At 70.9% G+C, this 21476-nt stretch carries 19 protein-coding genes; 4 read left to right on the forward strand and 15 right to left on the reverse strand.

The genetic code is table 11. The features are described from left to right. Position 1: 1 nt before the first annotated feature. The 7 genes from P2T62_RS11140 to P2T62_RS11170 all read right to left on the reverse strand — a co-directional run bounded on the left by P2T62_RS11140 (position 2) and on the right by P2T62_RS11170 (position 6891). Entirely contained in the window at positions 2 to 946 is a 945-nt protein-coding gene (locus P2T62_RS11140; RefSeq protein WP_276261467.1) for a metallophosphoesterase family protein, read from the reverse strand. Then, positions 946 to 1962 carry an ABC transporter ATP-binding protein gene (locus P2T62_RS11145; RefSeq protein WP_420028453.1) on the reverse strand — a complete coding sequence of 339 codons (1017 nt, stop codon included), beginning with the start codon at positions 1960 to 1962 and terminating at the stop codon, positions 946 to 948. The genes P2T62_RS11140 and P2T62_RS11145 overlap by 1 nt, the downstream gene beginning before the upstream one ends. Continuing rightward, complete coding sequence (locus P2T62_RS11150) at positions 1962 to 2930, reverse strand: ABC transporter permease (RefSeq protein ID WP_276261469.1); 969 nt, start codon at positions 2928 to 2930, stop codon at positions 1962 to 1964. The genes P2T62_RS11145 and P2T62_RS11150 overlap by 1 nt, the downstream gene beginning before the upstream one ends. Next, complete coding sequence (locus P2T62_RS11155; protein ID WP_276261470.1) at positions 2927 to 3898, reverse strand: ABC transporter permease; 972 nt, start codon at positions 3896 to 3898, stop codon at positions 2927 to 2929. The genes P2T62_RS11150 and P2T62_RS11155 overlap by 4 nt, the downstream gene beginning before the upstream one ends. Next, the gene (locus tag P2T62_RS11160; protein ID WP_276261471.1) at positions 3898 to 5049 is read right to left on the reverse strand and encodes an extracellular solute-binding protein; all 1152 of its coding nucleotides are present in this window, start codon (positions 5047 to 5049) and stop codon (positions 3898 to 3900) included. The genes P2T62_RS11155 and P2T62_RS11160 overlap by 1 nt, the downstream gene beginning before the upstream one ends. 320 nt (positions 5050 to 5369) lie before the next feature. Beyond that, the gene (locus P2T62_RS11165) at positions 5370 to 6002 is read right to left on the reverse strand and encodes a DUF2391 domain-containing protein (RefSeq protein WP_276261472.1); all 633 of its coding nucleotides are present in this window, start codon (positions 6000 to 6002) and stop codon (positions 5370 to 5372) included. A gap of 1 nt (position 6003) precedes the next feature. Continuing rightward, entirely contained in the window at positions 6004 to 6891 is an 888-nt protein-coding gene (locus P2T62_RS11170; RefSeq protein WP_276261473.1) for a 3-hydroxyacyl-CoA dehydrogenase family protein, read from the reverse strand. Between the two features lie 163 nt (positions 6892 to 7054). On the opposite strand from P2T62_RS11170, the gene P2T62_RS11175 reads away from it, so the two are divergent. Then, positions 7055 to 8347 carry an acyl-CoA thioester hydrolase/BAAT C-terminal domain-containing protein gene (locus P2T62_RS11175; protein ID WP_276261474.1) on the forward strand — a complete coding sequence of 431 codons (1293 nt, stop codon included), beginning with the start codon at positions 7055 to 7057 and terminating at the stop codon, positions 8345 to 8347. A gap of 49 nt (positions 8348 to 8396) precedes the next feature. Here the strand turns inward: P2T62_RS11175 and P2T62_RS11180 are convergent, their stop codons facing one another. The 4 genes from P2T62_RS11180 to P2T62_RS11195 all read right to left on the reverse strand — a co-directional run bounded on the left by P2T62_RS11180 (position 8397) and on the right by P2T62_RS11195 (position 13637). Then, the gene (locus P2T62_RS11180; protein ID WP_276261475.1) at positions 8397 to 10850 is read right to left on the reverse strand and encodes a DEAD/DEAH box helicase; all 2454 of its coding nucleotides are present in this window, start codon (positions 10848 to 10850) and stop codon (positions 8397 to 8399) included. Between the two features lie 2 nt (positions 10851 to 10852). Further along, positions 10853 to 12520, reverse strand: coding sequence for a ribonuclease H-like domain-containing protein (locus tag P2T62_RS11185; RefSeq protein WP_276261476.1), 1668 nt, complete (start codon positions 12518 to 12520; stop codon positions 10853 to 10855). An 88-nt stretch (positions 12521 to 12608) separates the two neighbouring features. After that, positions 12609 to 12878: a DUF8028 family protein gene (locus P2T62_RS11190; protein ID WP_276261477.1), complete on the reverse strand. Its 270-nt coding sequence runs from the start codon at positions 12876 to 12878 to the stop codon at positions 12609 to 12611. Positions 12879 to 13139: 261 nt separating this feature from the next. Next, positions 13140 to 13637 (reverse strand): NUDIX hydrolase, encoded by a 498-nt coding sequence (locus P2T62_RS11195; RefSeq protein WP_276261478.1) that lies wholly within the window; start codon positions 13635 to 13637, stop codon positions 13140 to 13142. Positions 13638 to 13853: 216 nt separating this feature from the next. On the opposite strand from P2T62_RS11195, the gene P2T62_RS11200 reads away from it, so the two are divergent. After that, positions 13854 to 15029: a tubulin/FtsZ family protein gene (locus P2T62_RS11200; protein ID WP_276261479.1), complete on the forward strand. Its 1176-nt coding sequence runs from the start codon at positions 13854 to 13856 to the stop codon at positions 15027 to 15029. Positions 15030 to 15090: 61 nt separating this feature from the next. On the opposite strand, the gene P2T62_RS11205 is transcribed toward P2T62_RS11200, so the two are convergent. Then, on the reverse strand, positions 15091 to 15351 hold the full coding sequence (locus tag P2T62_RS11205; RefSeq protein ID WP_276261480.1) for a hypothetical protein: 261 nt from the start codon (positions 15349 to 15351) through the stop codon (positions 15091 to 15093). Positions 15352 to 15927: 576 nt separating this feature from the next. Beyond that, the gene (locus P2T62_RS11210; RefSeq protein ID WP_276261481.1) at positions 15928 to 16755 is read right to left on the reverse strand and encodes an LpxD N-terminal domain-containing protein; all 828 of its coding nucleotides are present in this window, start codon (positions 16753 to 16755) and stop codon (positions 15928 to 15930) included. Positions 16756 to 16886: 131 nt separating this feature from the next. Here P2T62_RS11210 and P2T62_RS11215 point away from each other — a divergent pair, with 131 nt between their 5' ends. Further along, positions 16887 to 18038, forward strand: a complete 1152-nt coding sequence (locus P2T62_RS11215; RefSeq protein WP_276261482.1) for a Gfo/Idh/MocA family protein — start codon at positions 16887 to 16889, stop codon at positions 18036 to 18038. A gap of 434 nt (positions 18039 to 18472) precedes the next feature. Continuing rightward, positions 18473 to 18766, forward strand: coding sequence for a HalOD1 output domain-containing protein (locus P2T62_RS11220; RefSeq protein ID WP_276261483.1), 294 nt, complete (start codon positions 18473 to 18475; stop codon positions 18764 to 18766). A gap of 70 nt (positions 18767 to 18836) precedes the next feature. Here the strand turns inward: P2T62_RS11220 and P2T62_RS11225 are convergent, their stop codons facing one another. Together P2T62_RS11225 and P2T62_RS11230 are read right to left on the reverse strand one after the other, a co-directional pair. After that, positions 18837 to 19784: an NAD-dependent epimerase/dehydratase family protein gene (locus P2T62_RS11225; RefSeq protein ID WP_276261484.1), complete on the reverse strand. Its 948-nt coding sequence runs from the start codon at positions 19782 to 19784 to the stop codon at positions 18837 to 18839. Further along, the gene (locus P2T62_RS11230) at positions 19784 to 21427 is read right to left on the reverse strand and encodes an alkaline phosphatase family protein (protein WP_276261485.1); all 1644 of its coding nucleotides are present in this window, start codon (positions 21425 to 21427) and stop codon (positions 19784 to 19786) included. Before P2T62_RS11230 ends, P2T62_RS11225 begins: the two co-directional genes overlap by 1 nt. Positions 21428 to 21476: the final 49 nt, after the last annotated feature.

A 21476-nucleotide genomic window follows, 5' to 3' on the forward strand; every position in this document is an offset into this window, starting at 1 on the left:
CTCACCGCTCGTCGAGGAGCGGGAACCGTCCGAGTCGAGCCGCCGCCATCCGGGCGATGCCCCGCCCGAGCGGCTTCCCTGTTACGGCGTGGCGATAGGCCTCGGCCTGGCCTGGTCCGTCGGCGGCCGGAACGAGGCGGACCGTCGTTCCCTCTGGTCCGACCGTCAGCAGGAGCCACGCCTGCGGGAACGAGCAGGTGGCCGGGGCCAGCAGTTCCGTCGTCGGGCCGTGTCGCGCCACCGCAGGGACGTGGTGGTGGCCGGTCACCGCCAGTGGCACGTCGTGGCTCGCCAGTAACTCACGGACCGCAGGCCCGTCGCGCACCGGGAACCCGGACCACTTCCCGCCGGGGTTCTCCGGCAGCGGTGCGAGGTTGTGGTGAGCGAGCAGGACCGGCGTCTCGATATCGGGCAGCCGTGCTGCCAGCCACTCCCGCTGCCGGTCCCCGATACGCCCGCCCCAGGTGTCGCGGAGGTCACCGTCGGCACCCGCGCTGTTCACACAGAGGACGGTCACCGGGCCCACGCTGAACGCGCAGGGCAGCCCGTCCGGTGCGTAGCGCCGGCGGAACCCGGAGCGGCCGATGCCGTCGTGCTCGTCGAAGGCCTTCGGGAGGTCGTGATTGCCGGGGGTCGCAGCCCAGGGCGCCCCGAGGTCGGCGAGCAGCGGGTCGACGGCGTCGAACTCCGCGTGCCGTCCGTCGCACGTCAGGTCGCCGGGCAGGAGGACGGCGTCCGCGGCCGCCGCTGCATCATCGAGCGCGGTAGCGAACCGCCGGCGGCTCCGGTGGTGGAGCTTCCAGCTTCCGACCCCCGAGACGGCGAGATGCGGGTCCGCCACGACGGCGAGCCGGACCCGTGACGGCACCCTCGGACGGCGGAGATGGGCGAGCACGGGGCCCCGGCTCTCGACGGCTCGGTCATCGCTCCGGCTCTCCGGCGGCATCACGCGTCGAGCAGGTGGACCCGGTCCTCGTTCACGGAGAGCGAGACGTCGTCGCCCGGGGGGTCCGCAGTCGGATCGAAGCGGAGCGTCACCTCGGTCCCGTCCGGGAGCCTCGCTGCGGCTCGGACGTGGTCCCCGAGGTAGAACCGGTCCTCGACCGTCGCCGTGACCGGCCCCCCGAGTTCGAACGCCTCCGGGCGGGCTACGACGGTCACGTCCCCGTCGGGGGCGCTCGCCGGGGCATCGACCGTCGCGTGCCCCAGGTCCAGCTTCCCGTCCGAGACGGTCGCGGGCAGCCGATTGGAGGTGCCGATGAAGTCCGCGACGAAGGCGTTGGCCGGGGACTCGTACACCTCGTCGGGTGGTCCGACCTGCTCGATGCGGCCGTCGTTCATCACCGCGATGCGGTCGCACATCACCATCGCCTCGGCCTGGTCGTGGGTGACGTACAGCGCGGTCACGTCGATCTCGTCGAGCAGCGATCCGATCTCCTCCTGGAGCCGGGTCTTGAGCTTCGCGTCCAGCCCCGTCATCGGCTCGTCCAGCAGGAGGACGCGCGGCTCGATGGCCAGCGCCCGGGCGAGGCCGACGCGCTGTTGCTGGCCGCCGGACAGCGTCGTCGGGTCCCGGTCGCCCATGTCACCGATGCCCAGCAGGTCGAGCAGTTCGGCCGCGCGGTCGGCCCGCTCGTCGGCCGGCATCGACCGCATCCGGAGGCCGAACTCCACGTTCTCCCGGACGGTCATGTTGTCGAACAGCGCGTAGGACTGGAAGACCAGCCCCACGTCACGCTGTTCGGGCGGGGTGTCGGTCACCGTCTCCCCGCCGAACAGCACGTCGCCCTCGCTCGGGGTCTCGAACCCCGCGACCGTCCGGAGCGTCGTGGTCTTCCCGCAGCCGGAGGGGCCGACCAGGCCGACCGTCTCCCCCGGTTCGACCGTCAACGACACGTCGTCGACGGCGAGCGTCTCCCCGAACCGCTTCGTGACCGCCGTGAGTTCGACTCGTTCTGCCATCATCTGACACCTCCGACAGAGAAGCCGCGTTCGCCCGTCGCCCGCAGTAGCGCCGTCACGGCGACGACGATGCAGAAGTAGATGGAGATGGCCGCCGAGGCACGCAGGAACGGGTTGTTCGAGATGTTCTCGAAGAGGAACAGCGAGAACGGCTTCGGGCCGCGGGAGTAGACGATGTACGAGAAGTTGAACTCCGCGGCGGCGAGCGTCCAGCAGATGATCGACCCCGCGACGATGCCCCGCTTCGCGTTCGGGACGATGACCGTGAGGAAGGTCCGGGGCCAGGACGCGCCCAACGAGCGGGCGCTCTCCTCCAGTTGCCGGAGGTCCATCGACTCGAAGGATGACTGCACCGCCAGCACCATGTACGGCGCCTTCAGCAGCGAGTAGCCGATGATGAGAGCGACCGCACTCGGGAGGTTCGGGTACGTCCGCAGGAAGGCGATACCCAGGATGATGCCGGGCACGACCGGGAGCACCGCGAACGTGTTGAGCCAGCTGCGGCCGAAGAAGTCGTAGCGGGTGACCGCGTACGCGATGGGGACCCCCACGAGCAGGTTGATGAACACCCCACCCAGCGCCAGCAGCATACTGAACCCGATGGTCTCGGGGATGGGGATGGTCAGGCCGACGAACGGGAGCTCCGTGGCGCCGCCGAGGCCCCGCTGTGCGCCGAGCCCGCTTCCGCCGAGCCCGAGCGCGGCCAGCCAGTTCTCGAAGGTGACGAAGCCGCTGGGGAACAGGCCGGTCCACTCGGCCGCGAACGAGGCGAGGAACGTCACCAGCACCGGCACGATGAGGAAGGCGACCGTGACGGCGATGAGCAGGGTGACGAGCGGCCGACTCAGCCGCGAGACGAGCCGGGAGGCCGCCCCGGGATCGCGGGCAGGAACCTGCCCGCTCCGGACAGGCGCGGCCCCGCCGTCTGCACGTGTCTCACCCCTGCTGGTGGCGTTCTCGTCGCTCATGCCGCCACCTCCGCGCTGGTGAAGCGCAGCCCTGCGAACGTGAACAGCACGGTGAAGACGAAGAACAGCGTCGCGAGCGCCGAGGCCATCGGCAGGTCGAAGCCGACGCTGATCTCCTGGTTGAACCGGAACGTCACGACCGAGAGCGCCTTCAGGACGAGGACGGTCCCGAAGATGGCGAGAGCGGTCCGGAAGGTGAGGATGAGCGCACCCACGATACCGGGCCGGATCTGGGGCAGCGTCACGTACCGGAACGTCTGCCAGGGGGTCGCGCCCAGCGACCGGGCGGCCTCCTCGGCGTCGGTGTTGACTTCGGCGTAGGTCCCGCGCAGGATGAACGTCGCGCGCGGGATCATCGAGTAGCAGTAGCCCAGGAACAGGCCCAGGATGGCCAGCGTCGTCCCGGAGGGCTGGCCGGTCAGCTTCACAGCGTTGGCCTCCGCGCCGGTGAGGAAGGTGACGAAGTTCGTCAGCAGCCCCGTCTTCCCGAACAGGACGATCATCATGAACGCCGCGACGATGCCGGGCAGGCTGATGGGGAAGGAGATGAGCGTCACCAGCAGCCCCTCGCGCGGGAGGTCGTACTTCTCCAGGCCGTGGGCGATGGCGATGCCGACGGCCACGCTGGCGAGCGTGGTGACGGTGCCGAACCACAGCGAGTTCCAGATCACCGACCCGTAGACCGGGTTCGCGTCGATGGCGGTCCCGGGGAGGAACGCCGCGATGGAGGTGAAGATCTCCGCGTACGCGTCGAGGGTGAACCCCTCGATGGCGAAGCTGGAGGTGGAGGTGCTCATCCGGATCATCTCCGCGAGCGGGACGAACGCACCGAACGCCGCGAGTGCCAGGAACGGCACCGACAGCAGTCGGATGCGGAGCCGCTCGCGGTCGGCCTCCGTCTCGGCGCCGACTGCGTCGGCCAGTCGGGCCCGGAGCCGGGCGAACGGTGACCGTTCGAGCGTGGACATCAGTACCCCGTGAGCCCGACACCCTCGCCGATATCCTCGATGATACCCTCCTGGTTCTCGACGAGTTGCTGGTAGTCGACCTGGAACTGGGTCTCCTCGTATCGGGACTGGGCCGGGAACTCCTCGGGCATCTCCAGTTCGGGCGCCCGGATGGGACGGACGTAGGCGTCGAGGAACTTCTTCTGTCCCTCCAGCGAGAGGACGTAGTCCATGAACAGCTTGCAGGCCTCGGGGTTCGGCGCACCCTTCAGCATCCCGTAGCCGTACGGCTGGTTGAACGCCCCCTTCTCGCCGTTCGGGCCGGTGAGAAGCTTCACACCGACCTTGTCCTCGGAGATGGCGTCCGCGTTGTACTTCAGGTCCAGCCCCGTGTAGTCGTACTCGACGAACGTCGTCACCTCGCCCTTCGTGAACTTCTGCTCGACGTTGCCCGCGAAGACCGCGCCCTTGTCCTTCATCTCGGTGTAGTAGTCGATGACGGGCTGGACGTCGTCGAGCGACCCGCCGTAGGCGTTGTTGATCGAGAGGGCGCCCGCCAGCCCGACGGCGGCGTTGGGCGGCTGGAACTGGGTGTTGGCCGCGATCTCCTCGCGCTTCAGGTCCTCCCAGGTCTCGGGCGGCTCCAGGCCCTTCTCCTCGTAGAGGTCCTTCCGGTAGGTGACCGTCGTGGTCATCCGTCGGGTCGCGGTCATATGGCCGTTGTCCGTCTTGAGCTTGTCCGGCACCTTCTCCCAGCCCTTCGGCTTGTACGCCTGGGTGAGCCCGTCCTGCATCGCGAGGATGCCGAACGTGTAGCCGCCGTTGTAGGCGGAGTGGGTGGGGTCCTGGGCGTTCGACCGGAGGTTCGACAGGGCCTCCCCGGAGGAGCGCTGGTCGTCGTTCAGCGCCACGCCGTACTGGTTCTGGAACGCCTCCATCAGCGCACCCCAGTTCGACCACCCGGTCTGGACGGCGTAGACGAACAGCTTGTCCGGGAAGTTCGACGCGTTGACGGTCTTCTGGAAGTCGCCGTGGCCGACCTCGTACTGTTCCCCACTCCCGCTGCCGCCATCGCCGCCACCCCCGCCGTCACCGCCGTCACCGGTACACCCGGCGAGTGCGGTGGTGGCTGCAGTACCGGTACCGATCAGGAACCGTCGTCTGGAAGACATCGAGTGAACGCTGCTGTTTCTCGAACATCAACGTATATATGAGGGTTATGTGTATGTTTCGACGGATAATATCGGTACAGCAGGAAAACATCGTTCGGTACCGTTCGGCGTCATTCTGTACCAGTCGCGGCCGTTTGGCATCGATGGGGAGCGGTACATACGCCACCGGAGCGGGACACAGACGGTCGGGCCGTCGCGAGTCCGGTGGCCCGTGAAGCCCGGTCACCGCCGAGCGGGAAGGGAGGCACGAGTTCGGTCGGGTCGCCGTGGAGGACTCGACCAGGGAGCCGTGTACTCTCCCGGGATGTACCTCCCGGGGCTCACGACCCGGGCAGCAGGTCACCGAGCGCCGCGCCGATGACCATCGGGACGAGCGCGACCGACGCCTGACAGAACGAGAGCCACGGTCGCGACCAGTCGAGCCGGCCCCACGCGGTCATCGCGACGAGCGCGGTCAGGAGCGAGATGACGAGGATACCAGCCAGTCGCCGCGGGATGAATCCCAGCAGCGGTCGGTAGACGCGCACGTCCTGGAAGTCGGCGACGTAGAGGATGCCGATGGTGAGGGCCACGGACGCCCCGAGCGTCCCGACCAGCGCGAGGGGGTTGGCGGCGACGAACGTGCCGACCTCCAGCGTGCCCCCCTCGACGAACATCGGGATGCCGAACAGGAGCGCCCCCAGCAGCGCTTCGGCGGCGTCCGCGCGGTCGAACCCGTAGACCACGTTGCCGAACGGCCCCGCCTGCATCTCCCCGAGCACGAGCTTCGCACGCTCGACGGCCTCGCGCTCCTCGGGGTCGTCGACGGTGCCAGCCAGTGCCTCCAGTTCGTCGAGTACGTCGCTGGCGGTCGGCGGTGGGTCCCCGAGGGGCCGCGGCGGGAGCTCCTCGCCGGCCGTCGCCGCATCGGCGGACCCGCCGGTCGGTGGGTCAGCGTCGGGGTCCTCGGCCATCCTACGCCTCGTCGACGGGTCGGACGGCCTCGCCGTCCTCCCAGACGTAGAACCCGCGGCCCGACTTCTGGCCGAGGTGACCCGCTCGGACCTTCCGGCGGAGGATCTCGGGGGGCCGGAACCGCTCGCCCAGTTCCTCGCGGAGGTGTTCGAGGATGTCCAGCCGCACGTCCAGCCCGACCACGTCCGAGAGCTCCAGCGGCCCCATGGGGTGCCGGTAGCCCAGTTCCATCGCCGCGTCGATGTCGGCCGTCGCGGCGGCACCGGTCTCCAGCATCCGCATCGCCTCGGCGCCCAGCGTCACGCCGAGCCGCGAGGAGGCGAACCCAGGTGCGTCTCGGACGACGACGGCCTCCTTCTCCAGGGACTCGACGAACCGGACGGCGTGCTCGCGGGCGGTGTCGCTCGTCTGTTCGGCGGTCACCACCTCGACCAGCCCCATCACGTAGGCCGGGTTGAAGAAGTGGAGTCCGCAGAACCGCGACGGGTCGTCGAGCGAGGCGGCGAGTTCCGTCACCGGGAGCGAGGAGGTGTTCGACGTGATGAGCGCGTCCTCGCCGACGGCGGCCACGGCCTCGTCGAGGACGCTGGTCTTGAGGTCGAGGTCCTCGGGCACGGCCTCGATGACGATGCTCGCGTCGGCGCAGTCGTCCAGGTCCGTGGTCGTGCGCACCCGCTCGCGCGCGGCGGCGGCCGTGTCGGCGTCGAGCTTGTCCCGCTCGACGGCCCCCGAGATGGTCCCGTCGACGGCCTCGGCCGCCGCCACCAGTACGTCCTCGTCCACGTCCCGCATCGTCACGTCGTGGCCGACGACCGCCGCCGCATGGGCGATTCCACGACCCATCGTGCCCGCACCGAGGATGGCGACGTGCTCCGTGTTGCCTGTCATGCTCACCTCCGCGAGCGGCGCCCGGTTAAGCGTTCGGCGGGGCCCGTTGGCACTGCCCCCGGGCCCAGTGCCGCAAGATTCTTGTGCCGCGGTTTCGACTCCTTGAGCAAGTATAATTCATATAATCCATCGACAAGATTAATATCTCGCAGTTTCTTTCCCCATGTCCGGAGTTGACGCTCTGGAACCCACGATGAACGGGAACGAACACACGGACGGCGAGATCGGGAGCGGTCAGGCGCTACGAATCGAGGCCCCGGACCGGAGCCCGAACGACGAGGCGATCCCGGTCCGCGTCACGGGTGCGCCGGCGGGGGTGACCGTCGAGTTCACGGCCACGCTCGTCGACAACGAGGGCGTGGAGTGGACCTCGTCTGCGACCTTCGACGCGGGGGGCGGCGGGACGGTCGACCTCACCGAGGACGCACCCGAGACGGGCAGCTACGACGGGGTGGCGCCGATGGGCTGGCTCTGGTCGATGCGGACGGACGCCGAGGCGCGGTTCGCGAGTCTCGGTGCCAGCCCGACGTTCGAGGTCGACCTGCAGGCCAGCACCGGGGAAACGACAGCCGAGCGCACCATCATGAGGGTGGTGTACGACGAGGGTGTCGAAGCGACCGACATCGAGCATCCCGACCTTGTGGGCCAGTTGTTCGTCCCGCCCGGGGACGGCCCGCACCCGGCGGTGCTGAACCTGCACGGGTCCGCCGGGCCGGGGTCGGAGCGGTTCGGCCGGGCGCTCGCGACACACGGCTTCCTCGTCTGTTCGCTGCAGTACTTCGGCGACACGGAGCCGCTTCCGGACGGCCTGGCGCGGGTGCCGCTCTCGTACTTCGACGCGGCCACCGAGTGGCTCCGGGAGCGGCCGGCAGCCAGGGGCGACCGGCTGGGCGTCGTGGGCGCCTCCCGCGGCGCGGAGCTCGCGCTCCTCCTCGGGGCCCGGCGCGACTGGGTCGGGCCCGTCGTCTCCTACGCCGGCAGCGGCGTCGTCTGGGACACGCCCGACGGGACGCCGGCGTGGGTCGCCGACGGCGAGGCCGTCCCGCACCTCTCGGGCGAGGGACCACCCGAGCGGACCGACGACGGCGAGGTCGTCACCCGGCCCGTGCTGGAGCGGGGCTTCGAGAACGCGTCCGAGGAGGAACGCCGGGCGGCCACCATCGCCGTCGAGGCCGTCGACGGGCCCGTTCTCCTGCTCTCCGGCGGTGCTGACCGGGTGTGGCCTGCACGACGACTCTCCGCGGTGGCGGTCGAGCGGCTGGAGCGCCACGAGTTCCCCCACGCCTTCGACCACCTGACCTACGACGGCTGCGGCCACCTCGTCGGGGTTCCGTACGTCCCGCTCTCGGGCGTCGAGGCGGGAGACGTGACCGCTCGCGCCACCGCCCGGGCCGCGGCGGACTCCTGGCCGCGGGTGCTGGAGTGTCTGGAGCGAGGGCTGGGGGACTGGAACTGACGACGAGCGTGGAGACGAACCGACGCGACAGGTCCGGGTCCCCTCGCGGTCAGTCCGAATCGGCGTTGGCGATGGCCCCGAGCACGTCGTCCAGTATCATCGTCCCCGTCAGGGTGTCCAGCGGGTCGTTGTTGTTCCCGCAGTGCTCGCTCATCACGCACATCGGGCAGCCGCGCCGGCGGCCACAGTCGCAGTCGGCGATGTGCTCGCGGGTGCGCTCGGCCAGCGTCGCGAACCCCTCGTAGATGGCCTTCGAGAAGCCGATGCCGCCGTCGATGCCGTCGTGGACGAACCAGACCGGGCCCGGGACCGTCTCGTGCTGGTGGGCCAGCGTCGACAGGCCGCCGATGTCGGCGTTGTCGATGAGCAGCTCCAGCGGCGCGAGCCCGATGACGCCGTGCTCGGCGGCGTGCAGGCCGCCGCCGTACGTGTACCGCTCCTCCTCGGTCGGCACGGCAGCGTCCCGTTCGGACCGCTCGCTCGGCTGGAGCAGGGGCTCGTCGAGTCGAGCCAGCGTCCGGTGCATGTGGTCGGCCGGGAGCGACACCCACAGCAGCTCCGTTCGGAGGTTCAGCGGCGGCGTGCCTGTCGGGAGGGGCCCCCGGACGACCTCCCCGGTGAACACGTCCCGGACGAGGTAGCTATCGTAGCTGATGCGGACGGTCCCCTCGCCGAAGTAGAGGTCGTACTCCCCAGCCAGCGGCGTGTGGTCACGCACCTCGAGGTCCACGATGCGCTTGGTCGAGGTGGTCTGCGTGTACTCTCGGGTGTCGGTCTCCCGGACGGTGATGGTCGGGTGGTGACCGTCCTCGTCGACGTCGACCACCTCGTACTCCTGGCCGGCGTGGAGGAACAGCGCGCCCTCGTGGTAGTCCCGGTACGCGCGTTCCTCGGCGACGGGGTCGTGGTCGATGTCGCCGTCCTCGCAGACGACGGTGAACTCGGTCCCGCCGGTGCCGTACAGCGAGATGCGACCCTGCGGCCGCGGGGCGCCCGTGTAGGTGACGCCGCCGGCGTCGAGCGAGGCGGTCGCCTCCAGGAGGCCGGCATCCTGCCACATCCCGACCATCTCGCGGAACCGCTCCTCGTCGCCGAGGAACGCGGCGTCCTCGGCCCGGAGCGGTCGCTCGGACGCCGCCGCCAGCAGGTGGTCCGCGTAGACACGGTCGTTGTCGACGGAGACGACGGCGTCCTCGACCTCGTCGCTCGCGAAGAGGTAGCCGGGGTTGTCGAAGATGTAGGCGTCCATCGCGTCCATCCCGCCGACCAGGACCGACAGCGCGTCGCTCGTTCCGCGGCCGGCGCGGCCGACCTGCTGCCAGAAGGACTGCTTCGTCCCCGGGTAGCCGGCCGTGACCGTCGCGTCGACGGAGCCGATGTCGATGCCGAGTTCGAGCGCGTTCGTCGTCGGCACGGCGTCGACGACCCCCTCCTTGAGCTTCGTCTCTACCGCCCGCCGCTCCCGCTTGCCCAGGCCCGCGTGGTACGGGTCCGTCGTGACGTGGCGGCCCGACCGATTGTCGCGTGCGGCCCGGCCGATCTGCTTGGCCGCGATCTCGGTCCCCTGTCTCGCGCTGCAGAACTGGAGCGTCTGGACACCGTTCGCGGCGAGGTGGGCCGTGACCGAGGCGGCCTCGGCGCCGGTCGAGCGCCGCGCCTGCTCGAAGTCGGCCAGCGGGTCCGCCGCGTCGTCGTCCAGCTGTGCCTCGTCCAGCGGCGGCTCCCAGAGCACGATGTCGCGGGCGCCCCGGGGCGAGCCGTCCTCCTCGACCACGCGGAACTCGGCGCCCGTGAGCTGGCTGGCGTGGTGCGAGGGGTTGCCGATGGTGGCCGTCGTCATCACGAACTGCGGGTCGGCGTCGTAGTGGTCGAGGAGCCGCCGGAGCCGCCGGAGGATGAACGCGACGTGTGTCCCCGTGACGCCGCTGTACTCGTGGCCCTCGTCGATGACGACCAGTTCGAGGTTGCTGTAGAAGCGATGCCAGCCCCGGTCCCGGTTGTGCCGCGGGAGGTAGACGTTCAGTCCCGCCGGGTTCGTGAGGACGACGTTCGCCTCCTCGCGGATGCGCCGTTTCCGGTCGCTGTCGGTGTCGCCGTCGTAGACGCCGATGTGGGCGTCGAGTCCCCATTCGCCGCGTAGCAGGTCGTTGAGCGCCGCCTCCTGGTCCCGGGCCAGCGCCTTCATCGGGAAGAGACACAGCGCCGTCGCATCGGGGTCGTCGAGGTGGTTGCGCGCCATCTGGAGCGCGTAGATCCACGTCTTCCCCGACGAGGTGCTGGTGGTGGCGACGACGTTCTCGCCGTCGGCCAGGTGCGCCAGTGCCTCCGCCTGGTGGGTGTACAGGTCGGATCCGAGACGGCCCGCCAGCTCCGGGTGCAGGACCTCCGACGGCGGGACGAACTCCCCGTCGCGCTCGTCGAGGCGCTCGCTGTGTCGGACCTGCTCCCGGTAGTCGGGGTAGCTCGCTTCGAGGGCGTCCTGCGAGAGGATGTCGTCGTGCATGGTCAGGTGAAATCCGAGAGCGCGCCCTGGGTGCCGCCGTCCCCGGTATCCGAGGTGGTGCCCGGCTCGCGTCGGGCGGCGTCGGCGAGCGCGTCGTAGATGGTCGCGAGCGCGCGGACATCGTCCTCGCAGTACCGCTCCAGGCGGTCCCAGTCGGGCTGGTCGACGCGCCGGGAGTCCTCGGCCGCCAGGTACGCCCGGCGGTAGGCGGTGTAGACCCGGGCCACGACGCCGCCGTCGATGCCCGTCGTCTCCGGGTGCCAGCCCAGCGCCTCGGCCACGGCCTCGAGCTTGTTGCTCCGCCCCGGGAGCGCGGCGTTGCCGCCGTTCCGGTCCCGGGCCCACCAGAGCAGATCGAACTGGTAGGTGTCCTCCCAGGCGTCGAGATAGCCGGGGCAGTGGTCGCAGATCTGCGTCCGCAGGACCGGGAAGTCGAAGTTGTACCCGTTCCACGCCACGAGCGGCCGGCCGCCCGCGTTGGCCTCCAGCCAGTCGAGGAACGACTCGAGATGTCCGGTGTCGCCGGGCTCGCGCTCGCGGAACGCCATGTAGTGGCCGTCGGCGCCGCCGCCGTCGAGGACGCCGACGAGCCACGCACACGAGGGTTCGAGGCCGTCGGTCTCGATGTCGACGAACACCGGCTGGCCGGACGGGAGCGAGTCGTCACCCGTCGCGACGACGGTGTCGTGGGCCCGGGCCCTCGCGGCGGCCCGGATGCTCGTTGCTGTCGAGCGACCCAGCCCGGAGAGGTCGGCCAGTTCGTGTGGCGGCGCCTCCGCGATGTCGATGGGCGTCAGGTAGCCCGCCGCGCGGAGCGTCTCGGCCCGCTTCTCGCCGACGCCGGTGGTTCCCCGGATACCGAACGTCTCGGGGTCGACGGTCTCGACGCCGACGGCCCCGTTGCGGTAGACCTCGACGAGTGTGGCTGTCCGCACGGCCTCGTCGCCGGCACCGGCGCCGAGCGAGGCCTCCGACCGGCCGATCCCGACCAGCGAGCAGGCTCCGCCGTCAACGGTCGTCGTCGTCCGGTAGCCCGCCCGGAGCGCCGTCGAGCAGTGTGTCGTGGGGCCGGTCAGCCAGCCCTGCGGGAGCCGCGCGCGGTACGCCTCGAGGCCGTCGAACGACGTCGAGCGCCGGTACGGGTCGACGGTCAGGGAGACCGCGGTGGTGAGACAGACCCGGTGTGACGCTGTGTCGAGCGCGTCGCCGGTAGCCGCGCCGACGCCGGCATCGGTGAGGTCGTCGCCGCGACGCCCTCGTACGTCGCCGGCGCTGAGTCCGTCCGCACCATCGGGGATCGTCGCGACGAGGGTGTCGCCGGCAGCCGTGACGGACTCCGGGCGGTGCGAGCGCGACGGCGTGAGGACGGGAGCCTCGGTGTCCGGCGGGATTCCGGCGTCGACGATGCCGGCCCGGGGCTGGACCGCGACGATGGCGTCCGGTCCGACCTCGTCGAGCATCGCGGCGACGGTGTCACGGTGATACGCGGACACGAGGTCGCCCGGGAGAGCGAGGAGTCGGGCCGGTCGCCCGTTCGCCGGCGGGAGCGTCGGGGTCGGGTTGGCCGTGGGCGGCTCCCCGCCGTCCGTGACCGGGTGGTCGCCGGGCCGACCGCTCTCCGGGTTCCGACGGTCGCCTCGGTCCCGGGAACCCCCGCTCGCGGGTGTCATCCTGGTTCGCTGTTGCCGCCATGCGACAAAAGGGGTTTCGCGACCCGGGTGGAAGTGAAGCGGAGCCTTCGGCATCAGGTGTGGCCGATCACTCGGGCGGGTCGTCGGGCCCGAGGTGCCCGTGCCCGACGACCAGCGCCACCGCGTTGATGCCGAGGAGTTGCGCCAGCGTGACGGCATCGGCCGTCGTCGAAAGGCCCCGGAGCAGCAACGGGATGTAGACCGCCGGGATCACAACGGCCGTCCAGAACGCGACCGCCTGTACCCACGTCACGACACCACGGGGGAACCTGCTCAGGAGCCGGAGCCAGCGCGCGAGCGTACCGGGCGGACCTGGAAGCGTATCGTTGTCCTGCATTGAGGGGTCGTCCTATCGGGTAGGGTCGGGCTACTCAATTGAGGCTTCGTACCGTGTGCCCGCCGACGGTCCCCCGGGTAGCTACGGATACGTACCATCGGGTATCCGGGACCGAACCACCATCGATGACCCGGACGCACGACCGATGCCGGAGGCACTCCCGGCCGGTCGACGGGGATTGCACTCGACCAGCCAACCGGGGCCCCCGGCCGGTCGGCCGGGGCCACCCGTGGCTCCAGGACAGGCCGGCGAGGGAGTGGTTCAGCGCCGAGCGGTGGTCCGGAGGAGGCACCGGACCTGTGGGAGCGTCGACGCCGGCGCTGACTCGAACGGTACCCAGCGGTACCCGATGACCCCCTCCATCCGCTCCGCAGCGGGTTCCGTCAGCAGCGAGCAGTCGAACACCTCGTAGCACGTGACCGCCGGGGTGTGGCGGTGGTGGTACCAGACGCTCGTGAGCGGTTCGCCGACGAGGACCCGACAGCCGAGTTCCTCGTCGAGCTCCCGCCGAAGTCCGTCGGCGGGCCGTTCGTCCGGTCGGAGGCCACCGCCGGGGAGTGTCCAGAACGTCGATCCGTCGTCGTGACGCTCCTTGACCAGCAGTGCCCGGTCCGCGCCCGTGACCAGTGCCTTGACCCCGGTTCGCAGCCGGCGGTCGTTGCTCGGCGTGTTCACCCGCCGCACGTCGCGCCCAGCGTCACCGCTGGAGCCCTCGAACCGCTCGTCGCCGTGGGGAGACGTACCGTCGCGGGAAACCATGGGCCGACTGCCACCGTCCGGGACCATTAGTAGCCGCCGCGTACCTCCACCGAACCAGTGCCGACGGGACGGGCCCCCCGACCGCCAGCGCCGGGGCGACAGGCTCTCGAAGCGTCGCCCATCTCGTCGCCCGGCGCAACCCATTCCAGCGGTCGGCACGGACGGGGGGGCCTAAGCTGCCTATAACGAAAGTCGGAGTGGGCGTGTGTCGGAGATATGAAACTCGCTGTCGTCGGGTTCGGCAACGCTGGCGGCAAGGTCCTGGACGAACTGCTCGCCTTCGAGGACGATACGGGGCGGGCGATGGTGAGCGCGGCACTCGCGATCAACTCGGCGAAGGTCGACCTGGCGCGACTCGAACGGGTCCCGGACAGCTACCGGGTGCTCGTCGGGCAGGCGGACGGGCGGGTCAAGGGCCACGGCGTCGGGAGCGACCCCGACCTGGGTGCCAGCATCACCGAGGCCGATATGCACGAGATCGACCGCGCACTCGACCAGGTCCCCCTCTACGAGATCGATGCCTTCCTCGTCATCGCCGGCCTCGGCGGCGGCACCGGGAGCGGCGGCGCCCCGAAACTGACGAAACACCTCCGGGAGATCTACGAGGAGCCCGTCTACGGGCTCGGCATCCTCCCCAGCGAGGACGAGGGCGGCCGTGCGGCGCTGAACGCCGCCCGGTCGCTCCGGTCGTTCACCGAGGCGGCCTCGAACCTCATCCTGTTCGACAACGCCGCGTGGCGTGGGGGCTCGGACTCCATCGAGTCGGGGTACGACCGGACGAACCGCGAGATGGTCACCCGGCTCGCAACACTCCTCTCCGCGGGCGAGGTCGACGGGTCGACCCTCTCGGAGAACGCGATGGACGCCAGTGACATCCGCCGGACCCTCGCGACCGGTGGCGTGAGCTCCATCGCCTACGCGGAGGCCCGACTCGAGGCCGAGACACGGCGGCAGCAGGGCCTACTGGGGAGCCTCCGCTCGAACCAGGCCGGCAACGGCGCCGACGGCGCGACCAAGGTCAGCGGGCTCATCCGGCAGGCAGTCCAGTCCAGGCTGACCTGCTCGGCCGACGTGAGCTCCGTGGAGCGTTCGCTCATCGTCCTCTCCGGGCCACCCGGCGAGTTCTCCCGGAAGGGGCTGGAGAGCGGCCGCCGCTGGCTCGAGGAGGAGACCGGCAGCGTGGAGGTCCTCGCCGGCGACGACCCTCGCCGGAACGCCGACCGGCTGTCGGTGGCCATCCTCCTCTCGAACCCCACGCGGGTCCCGCGACTGGAGCAGATACAGCAACAGGCCGTCGCCGCACAGGACCGCATCGAGGAGCAGAGCCGCGACCGTGATCAGGCGATCCGGACGCTCATCACCGACGACGGGGACCGACTGGACCCGCTCTGAGCAACGGCGCGGTGTTCGGTTGCTGTCCGCGACCTCGACTGGATGTGGGGACAGCGAGCCTTCAGTCCCGGCGCATCGTCTCGTGCAGCGCCATCCAGCCCAGCGGGAGCATCGTCACGACGAGCGTGAGCGCGACCAGCTCCAGCGGCCCCTCGCCGAGCCGATTGAAGTCGAGCACGACCCGCCAGTCGCCGTTGAAGTAGGCCATGGTGATCGCGACCCACGCGATCAACAGTGCGACCGAGCCGACGTAGATGACGTAGAGCGCGGCGAACGACCGGAGGCGGCGGGCGGCGTCCTCGCCGGAGGTCGCTCCACTCATCCCGACCACCCCTGCCCGGCAGCCGCCGTGGACCGTGCGGGAGTGGCCGGCACACCGTCGATGGCGGTCACGCCGTGCCGTGGATCGCGCTCATCACAGGTCGACGGCTGCCCGTGCCAGCCCGTTGCGCCGTCATGGAGCATGGTACCCGACCGGGGGACGGCAGCCGACTATAGTATAGGTCCGTTACCGCCGGGGCACCCCGGAGTAGCGGCTGGCACCCGATGCGGGTGCCGGGTAGCCGATGCAGGCGGCCCCAGCGGGCTGATGTGCAGCCGACGCTGGGAGTCCCAGCGGGGGGAGGGGACACCGGGCCCATCCATCAGACCTGCATGGGCTGGATGGCGCAGCTGTGGTCTCCGGTTCCGGGCCCGGCCGCGGTCGCGGCGTGTCGTTCGGCCCTCGACTCCGCAGCGGTCCGGGAGGGGTGGAACCCGATCCGTCCACAGGCCTCGCAGTGGATCTCGTACATGGTCTGCGGACGAGTGCTGGCGGGTGTGGGCGATAGTAATGGACCGCTTTCCGGGGCTGTACTCGTCGGCAGGGCGGGGCACCTGTTCGGCTTGCGGCCCCGTCTCAGGGCCCCTCGGCTGCCGCGCCCACGGCCCGCGCCGGCGAGCCGACGACCCGCGTGTCCGGCGGTACGTCGTCGAGCACCGTCGCGTGCATCCCCAGTTCCGCGCCGTCGCCGACGACGACGTCCGTGGCGACGGTGACGCCCGGGTGGACGGTGACCCGCTCGCCCAGCGTCGCCCCGCCGGCCAGGCCACTCCCGAACGCCAGCGTCGTCCGCGGGCCGACTTGGGCCTGGTGTGCGAGGTGGACACCGCCGCTGAGTTTGGCGCCCCGCCCGACGACCGTCCGGTCGAAGACGGCCCGGTCGACGACGCAGTTCGGACCGACGGTCGCGCCGGCCTCGACCACGACCTCGCCGACGTGTGGCTGGTGGTGGAGGTCCCCCGCCCCGTCGCGCTGGTAGCCGAAGCCTGGCGTCCCGATGACGGCCCCGGCGCCGACGCTGGCGCCGTCCTCCAGCGTCACGCAGTCGTCGACGTGGGCCCCGGGTCCGACGTGGCAGTCGCGACCGACGGTGGCGCCGTCGCCGACCGTCGCGCTCGGGTGGATGGTCGGCTCGGGCGGGGGCGCGAGGAACTCGCGGGCGGCGCGGACGAAGGCCAGCTGCGGACGGTCGTGGTGGATCAGTGTCCGGTCCGCCAGGTGGCCGACCGACGGCCGGCAGATGACCGCGCCCGCGTGCGTGGCCTCGACCGGTGCCGCGTCCGCGTGGACGGAGAACGCGAGGTCGCGTGGTCCGGCGGCACCCAGCGATTCGATGTCGTCGAGGCGGGTCGGCTCGCCCACGTGCGGCGCATCGAGGTACCGCGCGACCGTCGTGGAGGCCACCGAGCGGCTCGACTGCGTCCCGTGCATGGGCCGGGCTGCCGGGCTGTGGAGGTTGTAATGCAGCGCCTACCCGCGTCCGCCCGGGCGTACGCCGGGGATAACAATGACCGGCTCGCGGCTCGATGGAGTCGATGACACTCCGCACTGCAGTCGTCGGTGGGGGCGCGGTCTCGGACATCCACCTCTCCGGAGTCGCGAAGAACCCCCGGACGGAGCTGGTCGCCATCTGTGACGTGGACGAGGTGACCGCCCGGGAGAAGGCACTCGAGTACGGCATCCTGCCGTACACGGACCTGGACGACCTGCTGGCGTCCGAGGACCTCGACTGGCTCCACCTCTGTACGCCGGTCGCGACCCACCTGCCGCTGGCCGAGACGATCATCGAGGCGGGCGTCCCCATCCTCATCGAGAAGCCCGTGACGGACACGGCCGCGGAGGCCGAACAGCTCCGCGCCCTCGCACGTCAACACGGGGTCCCCGTCGCGGTCGTCCGGAACCACCGGTTCACGTCGGCCATGCGGGAGGCGACGGCGGCGGTCGAGGCCGGCGACCTCGGCGAGGTACGTGCCGTCGAGGTGACCTACACGGGGAACACCTGGCCGGACGAGGTGAACCGGGGGTCGTGGACCTTCGACCTCCCAGGTGGCGAGTTCGAGGAGGGCATCCCGCACCCCATCTACCTCGCACTCGGCGCCGGCGGCTTCCCGGTCGACGAGGCCAGCGTGCAGGCGGTCACCAGCCGTCACGGGGCGTACGAGCAGGGGTTCAGCTACGACGGCCTGTCGATCCAGTACCCGACCGCCGAGGAGACCCTCTGTGGGGTGACCGTCCTGGCGGGCGCGGTGCCCCAGCGCACGGTCGACATCCACGGCACGGACGCCTCGCTGGTCGTCGACCAGGTCTCCGGGACCGTCGTTCGCCTGAACCGCGACTACAAGGCCTCGCCGCTGGCCCGGCTCCGGAACGACCTCGACCGGGCGGCCGGGCGGCTCCGTGGGACCGTCGAGAACGTCCGTGACGCGGTGACCGCGCGCCGGCACGACGACTGGGACCACCAGCGCCTGCGGAACCCCCACTACTACCAGTTCGACCGCGAGGCCGCGCGCCTCCTGGCCGGCGAGGACCCGCTCGTCCCGCTGGACGACGGGGTGTGGACGCTCCGGCTGATGGAAGCGGTCCGCGAGGCGGCGGGTCGCGAGCGGACCGACCAGGCCGCGGATGCCGACGTCCGGACCGCCGAGGGCACCGCGGAGGCCACGATTCCGGAGCCGCCGGACAACTGACCGGCCCGACAACAGGTCCGCTCCACAACCGACCCGCCGGCCGGGGCGACCGCCGTGTGAGCGCGCTGTTCGTCCGGGCTGGTGGGCGTGGCAGGTCCGGGGCCTGCTCCACGATACGGATGAGTGGGAACGATAATCCTTCTGCCCCGGATATTAGTTCTCAAACCCAGATATTGTATCGATATATCCGTATCCGAAAGCACATCCGCGAGTCTTCGTCGATGTTGCGACTGGTGGATGCAGCTCGTCGTAGCCGAGGGTTCGTCCACGGGCAGTCGCCGGCGATGGCCGGGAGACGGTCCGAGCGGGAGGTCACGTCCGCGGAACCACTCCACAGCCTCGACCGGCGCACGGGGTCCAGCGTTCCCCCGCGCATCGAGGTGTCCCGGTACGTTCCTGTGACTTAAATAGTATTGACACGATGGAGGTGATACATGAACGAACGAAGGTCGACCACTGATGGGTCTCACGGGGGGAATTCTCCGACCGGTCACGTATTCGAGGCAGGCGAGCAACCGGTTGCCGAAGCCGTCGTCGAGGCCACATCGACGGTGACCGGGCGGGACCCGCTCGACATGGAGCCGCTGTTCGACGTGGTCGACCCCGACGCCCTGGAGACCCTCGTCGCCGGACCCGCCGGGAGCGCAGGTGTGAGCGTCTCCTTCCAGTTCGAGGGGCGGCAGATCACCGTCCAGCGCGGCGGCCGGATCCACATCGCCGACGGCTAGCGCCGGTCCCCCGACCTCGAGAATCGCGACCCTGCGCCCCCGCGCTCGGCAGGTGACCGCGCCTGCCGTGCTATCGCCGAGTTCCTCCGTCGACCAGTGTCCCCAGTCCCGACTCCAGGTCGACGGTCGGTTCGTACCCGAGCAGCTGCCGGGCCCGGTCGATGGCGGCGCGGCTGTCCTCGACGTCGCCCTCGCGGGCGTCCGTGTGGACGATATCGGAGTCCGAGCCGGTCACCGACAGGATCTGCTCGGCGAGCTCCCGGATGGTGACGGACCGGCCGGTCCCGATGTTGATGGGGGTGCCGGCGACCGCGTCGCCGTCGGCGGTCGCGGCGGCGAGGTTCGCCCGCACCACGTCATCGACGTGGACGAAGTCGCGTGTCTGGCCGCCGTCGCCGTGTATCGCCAGCGGGCGGCCCGCCCGGGCCCGGCGGAGGAACGTCGTGATGACGTTGCTGTAGTCGCTCGCCGCCTGCCCCGGCCCGTAGATGTTGAAGTACCGCAGCGCGACCGTCTCCAGGCCGTAGCGGTCGGCGTACGTCCGGGCGTACGCCTCGGCGGCGAGCTTGCTCACCCCGTATGGTGATTCCGGCACGAGCGGCTCCGTCTCCGTGACGGGCACCGCCGCGGGCTCCCCGTAGACGGCGGCGCTGGAGGCCAGGACCACCCTGGCGTCCTCGTACCGGGCGCGGTCGAGCACCTGGAGGCTCCCGGTCGCGTTCGTGCGGTGGCACGCCACCGGCGCCTCGACGGACCGTGGGACGCTCACCATCGCCGCCTGGTGGAACACGAGGTCGACACCGGCCATGGCCTCGGCGACGGCCTCCGGGTCGGCCACGTCCCCCTCGAACAGCGTCGCCTCCGCGGGAACGGCCTCGGCCGTGCCGGTCGAGCAGTCGTCCAGCACGCGGACCTCGTTCTCGGGAAGCAGCGCGGCGGCCAGATGGCTCCCGACGAACCCCGCCCCGCCGGTGACGAGCACCCGGCTGTCGGTCACCGGTGACTGGTGCCCCGACATCAGTCTAGATACCCCAGGCCCCGGAGGCGGTCCTCGACGGCCGCCGCCTCCTCGTCGTCCGTCGGTTCCGGCCCGTCGGCATCCGGGTCGTCACGGGACCCCGGCTCCTCGCTCGCGTCGGCGGGGGGCCCCAGCTCGACCGCACGACTCACCGGGTCCGACCCCGGCTCGAACGCCTCCGTCCACACTCGCCCGTCCGTGTCGGCGGGGACCGGCTCGCCGACCGTGTGCAGCAGCGTCGGGGCGAGGTCGTACACCGTCGCGTCCGCGAGGCGCGTCCCCGGCTGGATGCTCGGCCCCCAGACGAGGGCGATGCCCTCGCTCCGGTGTGTCGCGTTCAGCGACTCGGGGGCCGTGTAGACGGTCTCGGTGAGCGAGGTGCCGATGTGGTAGTCGCCGGCACCCCGGACCACGAGGTCCGGTGCCCGCTCGTCGGTCGGGAACAGCGCCGACCCCTCGTGGACCTGGACGACCGGGTCGCCGGTCGCCGGGTCACGGAGCGAGCGGAGTACCGCGGCGACCTCGTCGCGGATCCGGGTCCGGTCCTCGGGGGGGACGGTGCCCTCCGCGAACCGCTCCGTGTCGTTGACGTAGACCAGTCCCGCGCCGTAGCAGAACGCCAGTGTCTCCCCGTAGTCGACGTCGAACAGGACGTGGTCGCCAGGGACCGTCGACGCGACCCGCTCGACCAGGGTCGTCGGGAGCCGTCGCAGGACGGCCGACTCGTCCAGCCCGAGGCGCTCGAGGGTGTCACGGACGGACGCCTTCCCGATACCGAGCCGGGCGAGCGCTCCGCGGGCCCCGGATGGCTCGGTTGCTGTGAGGTAGCCGGCTCGCTCCAGCGCGGTGTTGACGTTGACGATGGTCTCGACCGGGCCGAACCCGTGGTCCGAGACCACGAACAGCGTCGCGTCGTGGCGCTCGACGTACGCCAGCACCTCGCCCAGGATCTCGTCCAGCAGCCGGTAGTGCTCGAGGATACGGTCCTCGTCCCAGACGAGGTGCTGGAGCCGGTCGGGCGCCGTGTAGACGAAGAAGAACAGCCGCCAGTCCTCGCGCTCCATCAGGAGCCGCATCAGCTCCCGCCGCGCCCCGACGGCGGCCTCGAGGTCGCTCACGAGGTCGTCCGGCCGGTCGGCGTACTCGTTCCAGTCGAGACCGATGCGGTAGTCCGGGACCGTCTCCCGGACGGTCTCGGCGAGGCTGGAGGGGTGCGTGGCCCGCTCGTCGAGCCGCGGGGTCATCATCCCGCTGACGAGTTCGCCGTCGATTGGCTGTGCGGGGTAGGTCATCGGGACGTTGGCGACGACAGCCGGGGAGAGCCGCTCCCAGAGCGGCGTGGCGGTGATGTCGTCCGAGGTGGTCATCCGGTGGGTGTAGTCCGGCTGGAGCCGCCGGAAGCCGTACGAGCCGTGCCTGTCCGGCCGCACGCCCGTCGCGAGCGACGGCCACGCGAGCGCGGTCGTCGCCGGCGTGGTGCTCTCCAGCGGACCCGCGGCTCCCTCGGTCAGCAGCCGCCCGAAGTTCGGAAGCTCGCCCGCGCTGGCCCATCGCTCCAGCAGGTTCCACGGGACACCGTCGAGTCCGAGTACGAACGCCCTGGTGCGCTCCGACACCGCCGTCTCCGCGTGTTCCTCGTTCATCGTTGGTGTGGCCCCGCTCGGGACCGGTCCCCTCGGGGTCGTTACCGGT

It is taken from the genome of Haloglomus litoreum, assembly GCF_029338515.1.
GTDB classification, from domain to species: domain Archaea; phylum Halobacteriota; class Halobacteria; order Halobacteriales; family Haloarculaceae; genus Haloglomus; species Haloglomus litoreum.

Bases quoted from the DNA above. Each gene is read 5' to 3' on its own strand.
- P2T62_RS11140 (WP_276261467.1), bottom strand. From the start codon at position 946: ATGCCGCCGGAGAGCCGGAGCGATGACCGAGCCGTCGAGAGCCGGGGC.
- P2T62_RS11145 (WP_420028453.1), bottom strand. From the start codon at position 1,962: ATGGCAGAACGAGTCGAACTCACGGCGGTCACGAAGCGGTTCGGGGAG.
- P2T62_RS11150 (WP_276261469.1), bottom strand. From the start codon at position 2,930: ATGAGCGACGAGAACGCCACCAGCAGGGGTGAGACACGTGCAGACGGC.
- P2T62_RS11155 (WP_276261470.1), bottom strand. From the start codon at position 3,898: ATGTCCACGCTCGAACGGTCACCGTTCGCCCGGCTCCGGGCCCGACTG.
- P2T62_RS11160 (WP_276261471.1), bottom strand. From the start codon at position 5,049: ATGTCTTCCAGACGACGGTTCCTGATCGGTACCGGTACTGCAGCCACC.
- P2T62_RS11165 (WP_276261472.1), bottom strand. From the start codon at position 6,002: ATGGCCGAGGACCCCGACGCTGACCCACCGACCGGCGGGTCCGCCGAT.
- P2T62_RS11170 (WP_276261473.1), bottom strand. From the start codon at position 6,891: ATGACAGGCAACACGGAGCACGTCGCCATCCTCGGTGCGGGCACGATG.
- P2T62_RS11175 (WP_276261474.1), top strand. From the start codon at position 7,055: ATGTCCGGAGTTGACGCTCTGGAACCCACGATGAACGGGAACGAACAC.
- P2T62_RS11180 (WP_276261475.1), bottom strand. From the start codon at position 10,850: ATGCACGACGACATCCTCTCGCAGGACGCCCTCGAAGCGAGCTACCCC.
- P2T62_RS11185 (WP_276261476.1), bottom strand. From the start codon at position 12,520: ATGACACCCGCGAGCGGGGGTTCCCGGGACCGAGGCGACCGTCGGAAC.
- P2T62_RS11190 (WP_276261477.1), bottom strand. From the start codon at position 12,878: ATGCAGGACAACGATACGCTTCCAGGTCCGCCCGGTACGCTCGCGCGC.
- P2T62_RS11195 (WP_276261478.1), bottom strand. From the start codon at position 13,637: ATGGTTTCCCGCGACGGTACGTCTCCCCACGGCGACGAGCGGTTCGAG.
- P2T62_RS11200 (WP_276261479.1), top strand. From the start codon at position 13,854: ATGAAACTCGCTGTCGTCGGGTTCGGCAACGCTGGCGGCAAGGTCCTG.
- P2T62_RS11205 (WP_276261480.1), bottom strand. From the start codon at position 15,351: ATGAGTGGAGCGACCTCCGGCGAGGACGCCGCCCGCCGCCTCCGGTCG.
- P2T62_RS11215 (WP_276261482.1), top strand. From the start codon at position 16,887: ATGACACTCCGCACTGCAGTCGTCGGTGGGGGCGCGGTCTCGGACATC.
- P2T62_RS11220 (WP_276261483.1), top strand. From the start codon at position 18,473: ATGAACGAACGAAGGTCGACCACTGATGGGTCTCACGGGGGGAATTCT.
- P2T62_RS11225 (WP_276261484.1), bottom strand. From the start codon at position 19,784: ATGTCGGGGCACCAGTCACCGGTGACCGACAGCCGGGTGCTCGTCACC.
- P2T62_RS11230 (WP_276261485.1), bottom strand. From the start codon at position 21,427: ATGAACGAGGAACACGCGGAGACGGCGGTGTCGGAGCGCACCAGGGCG.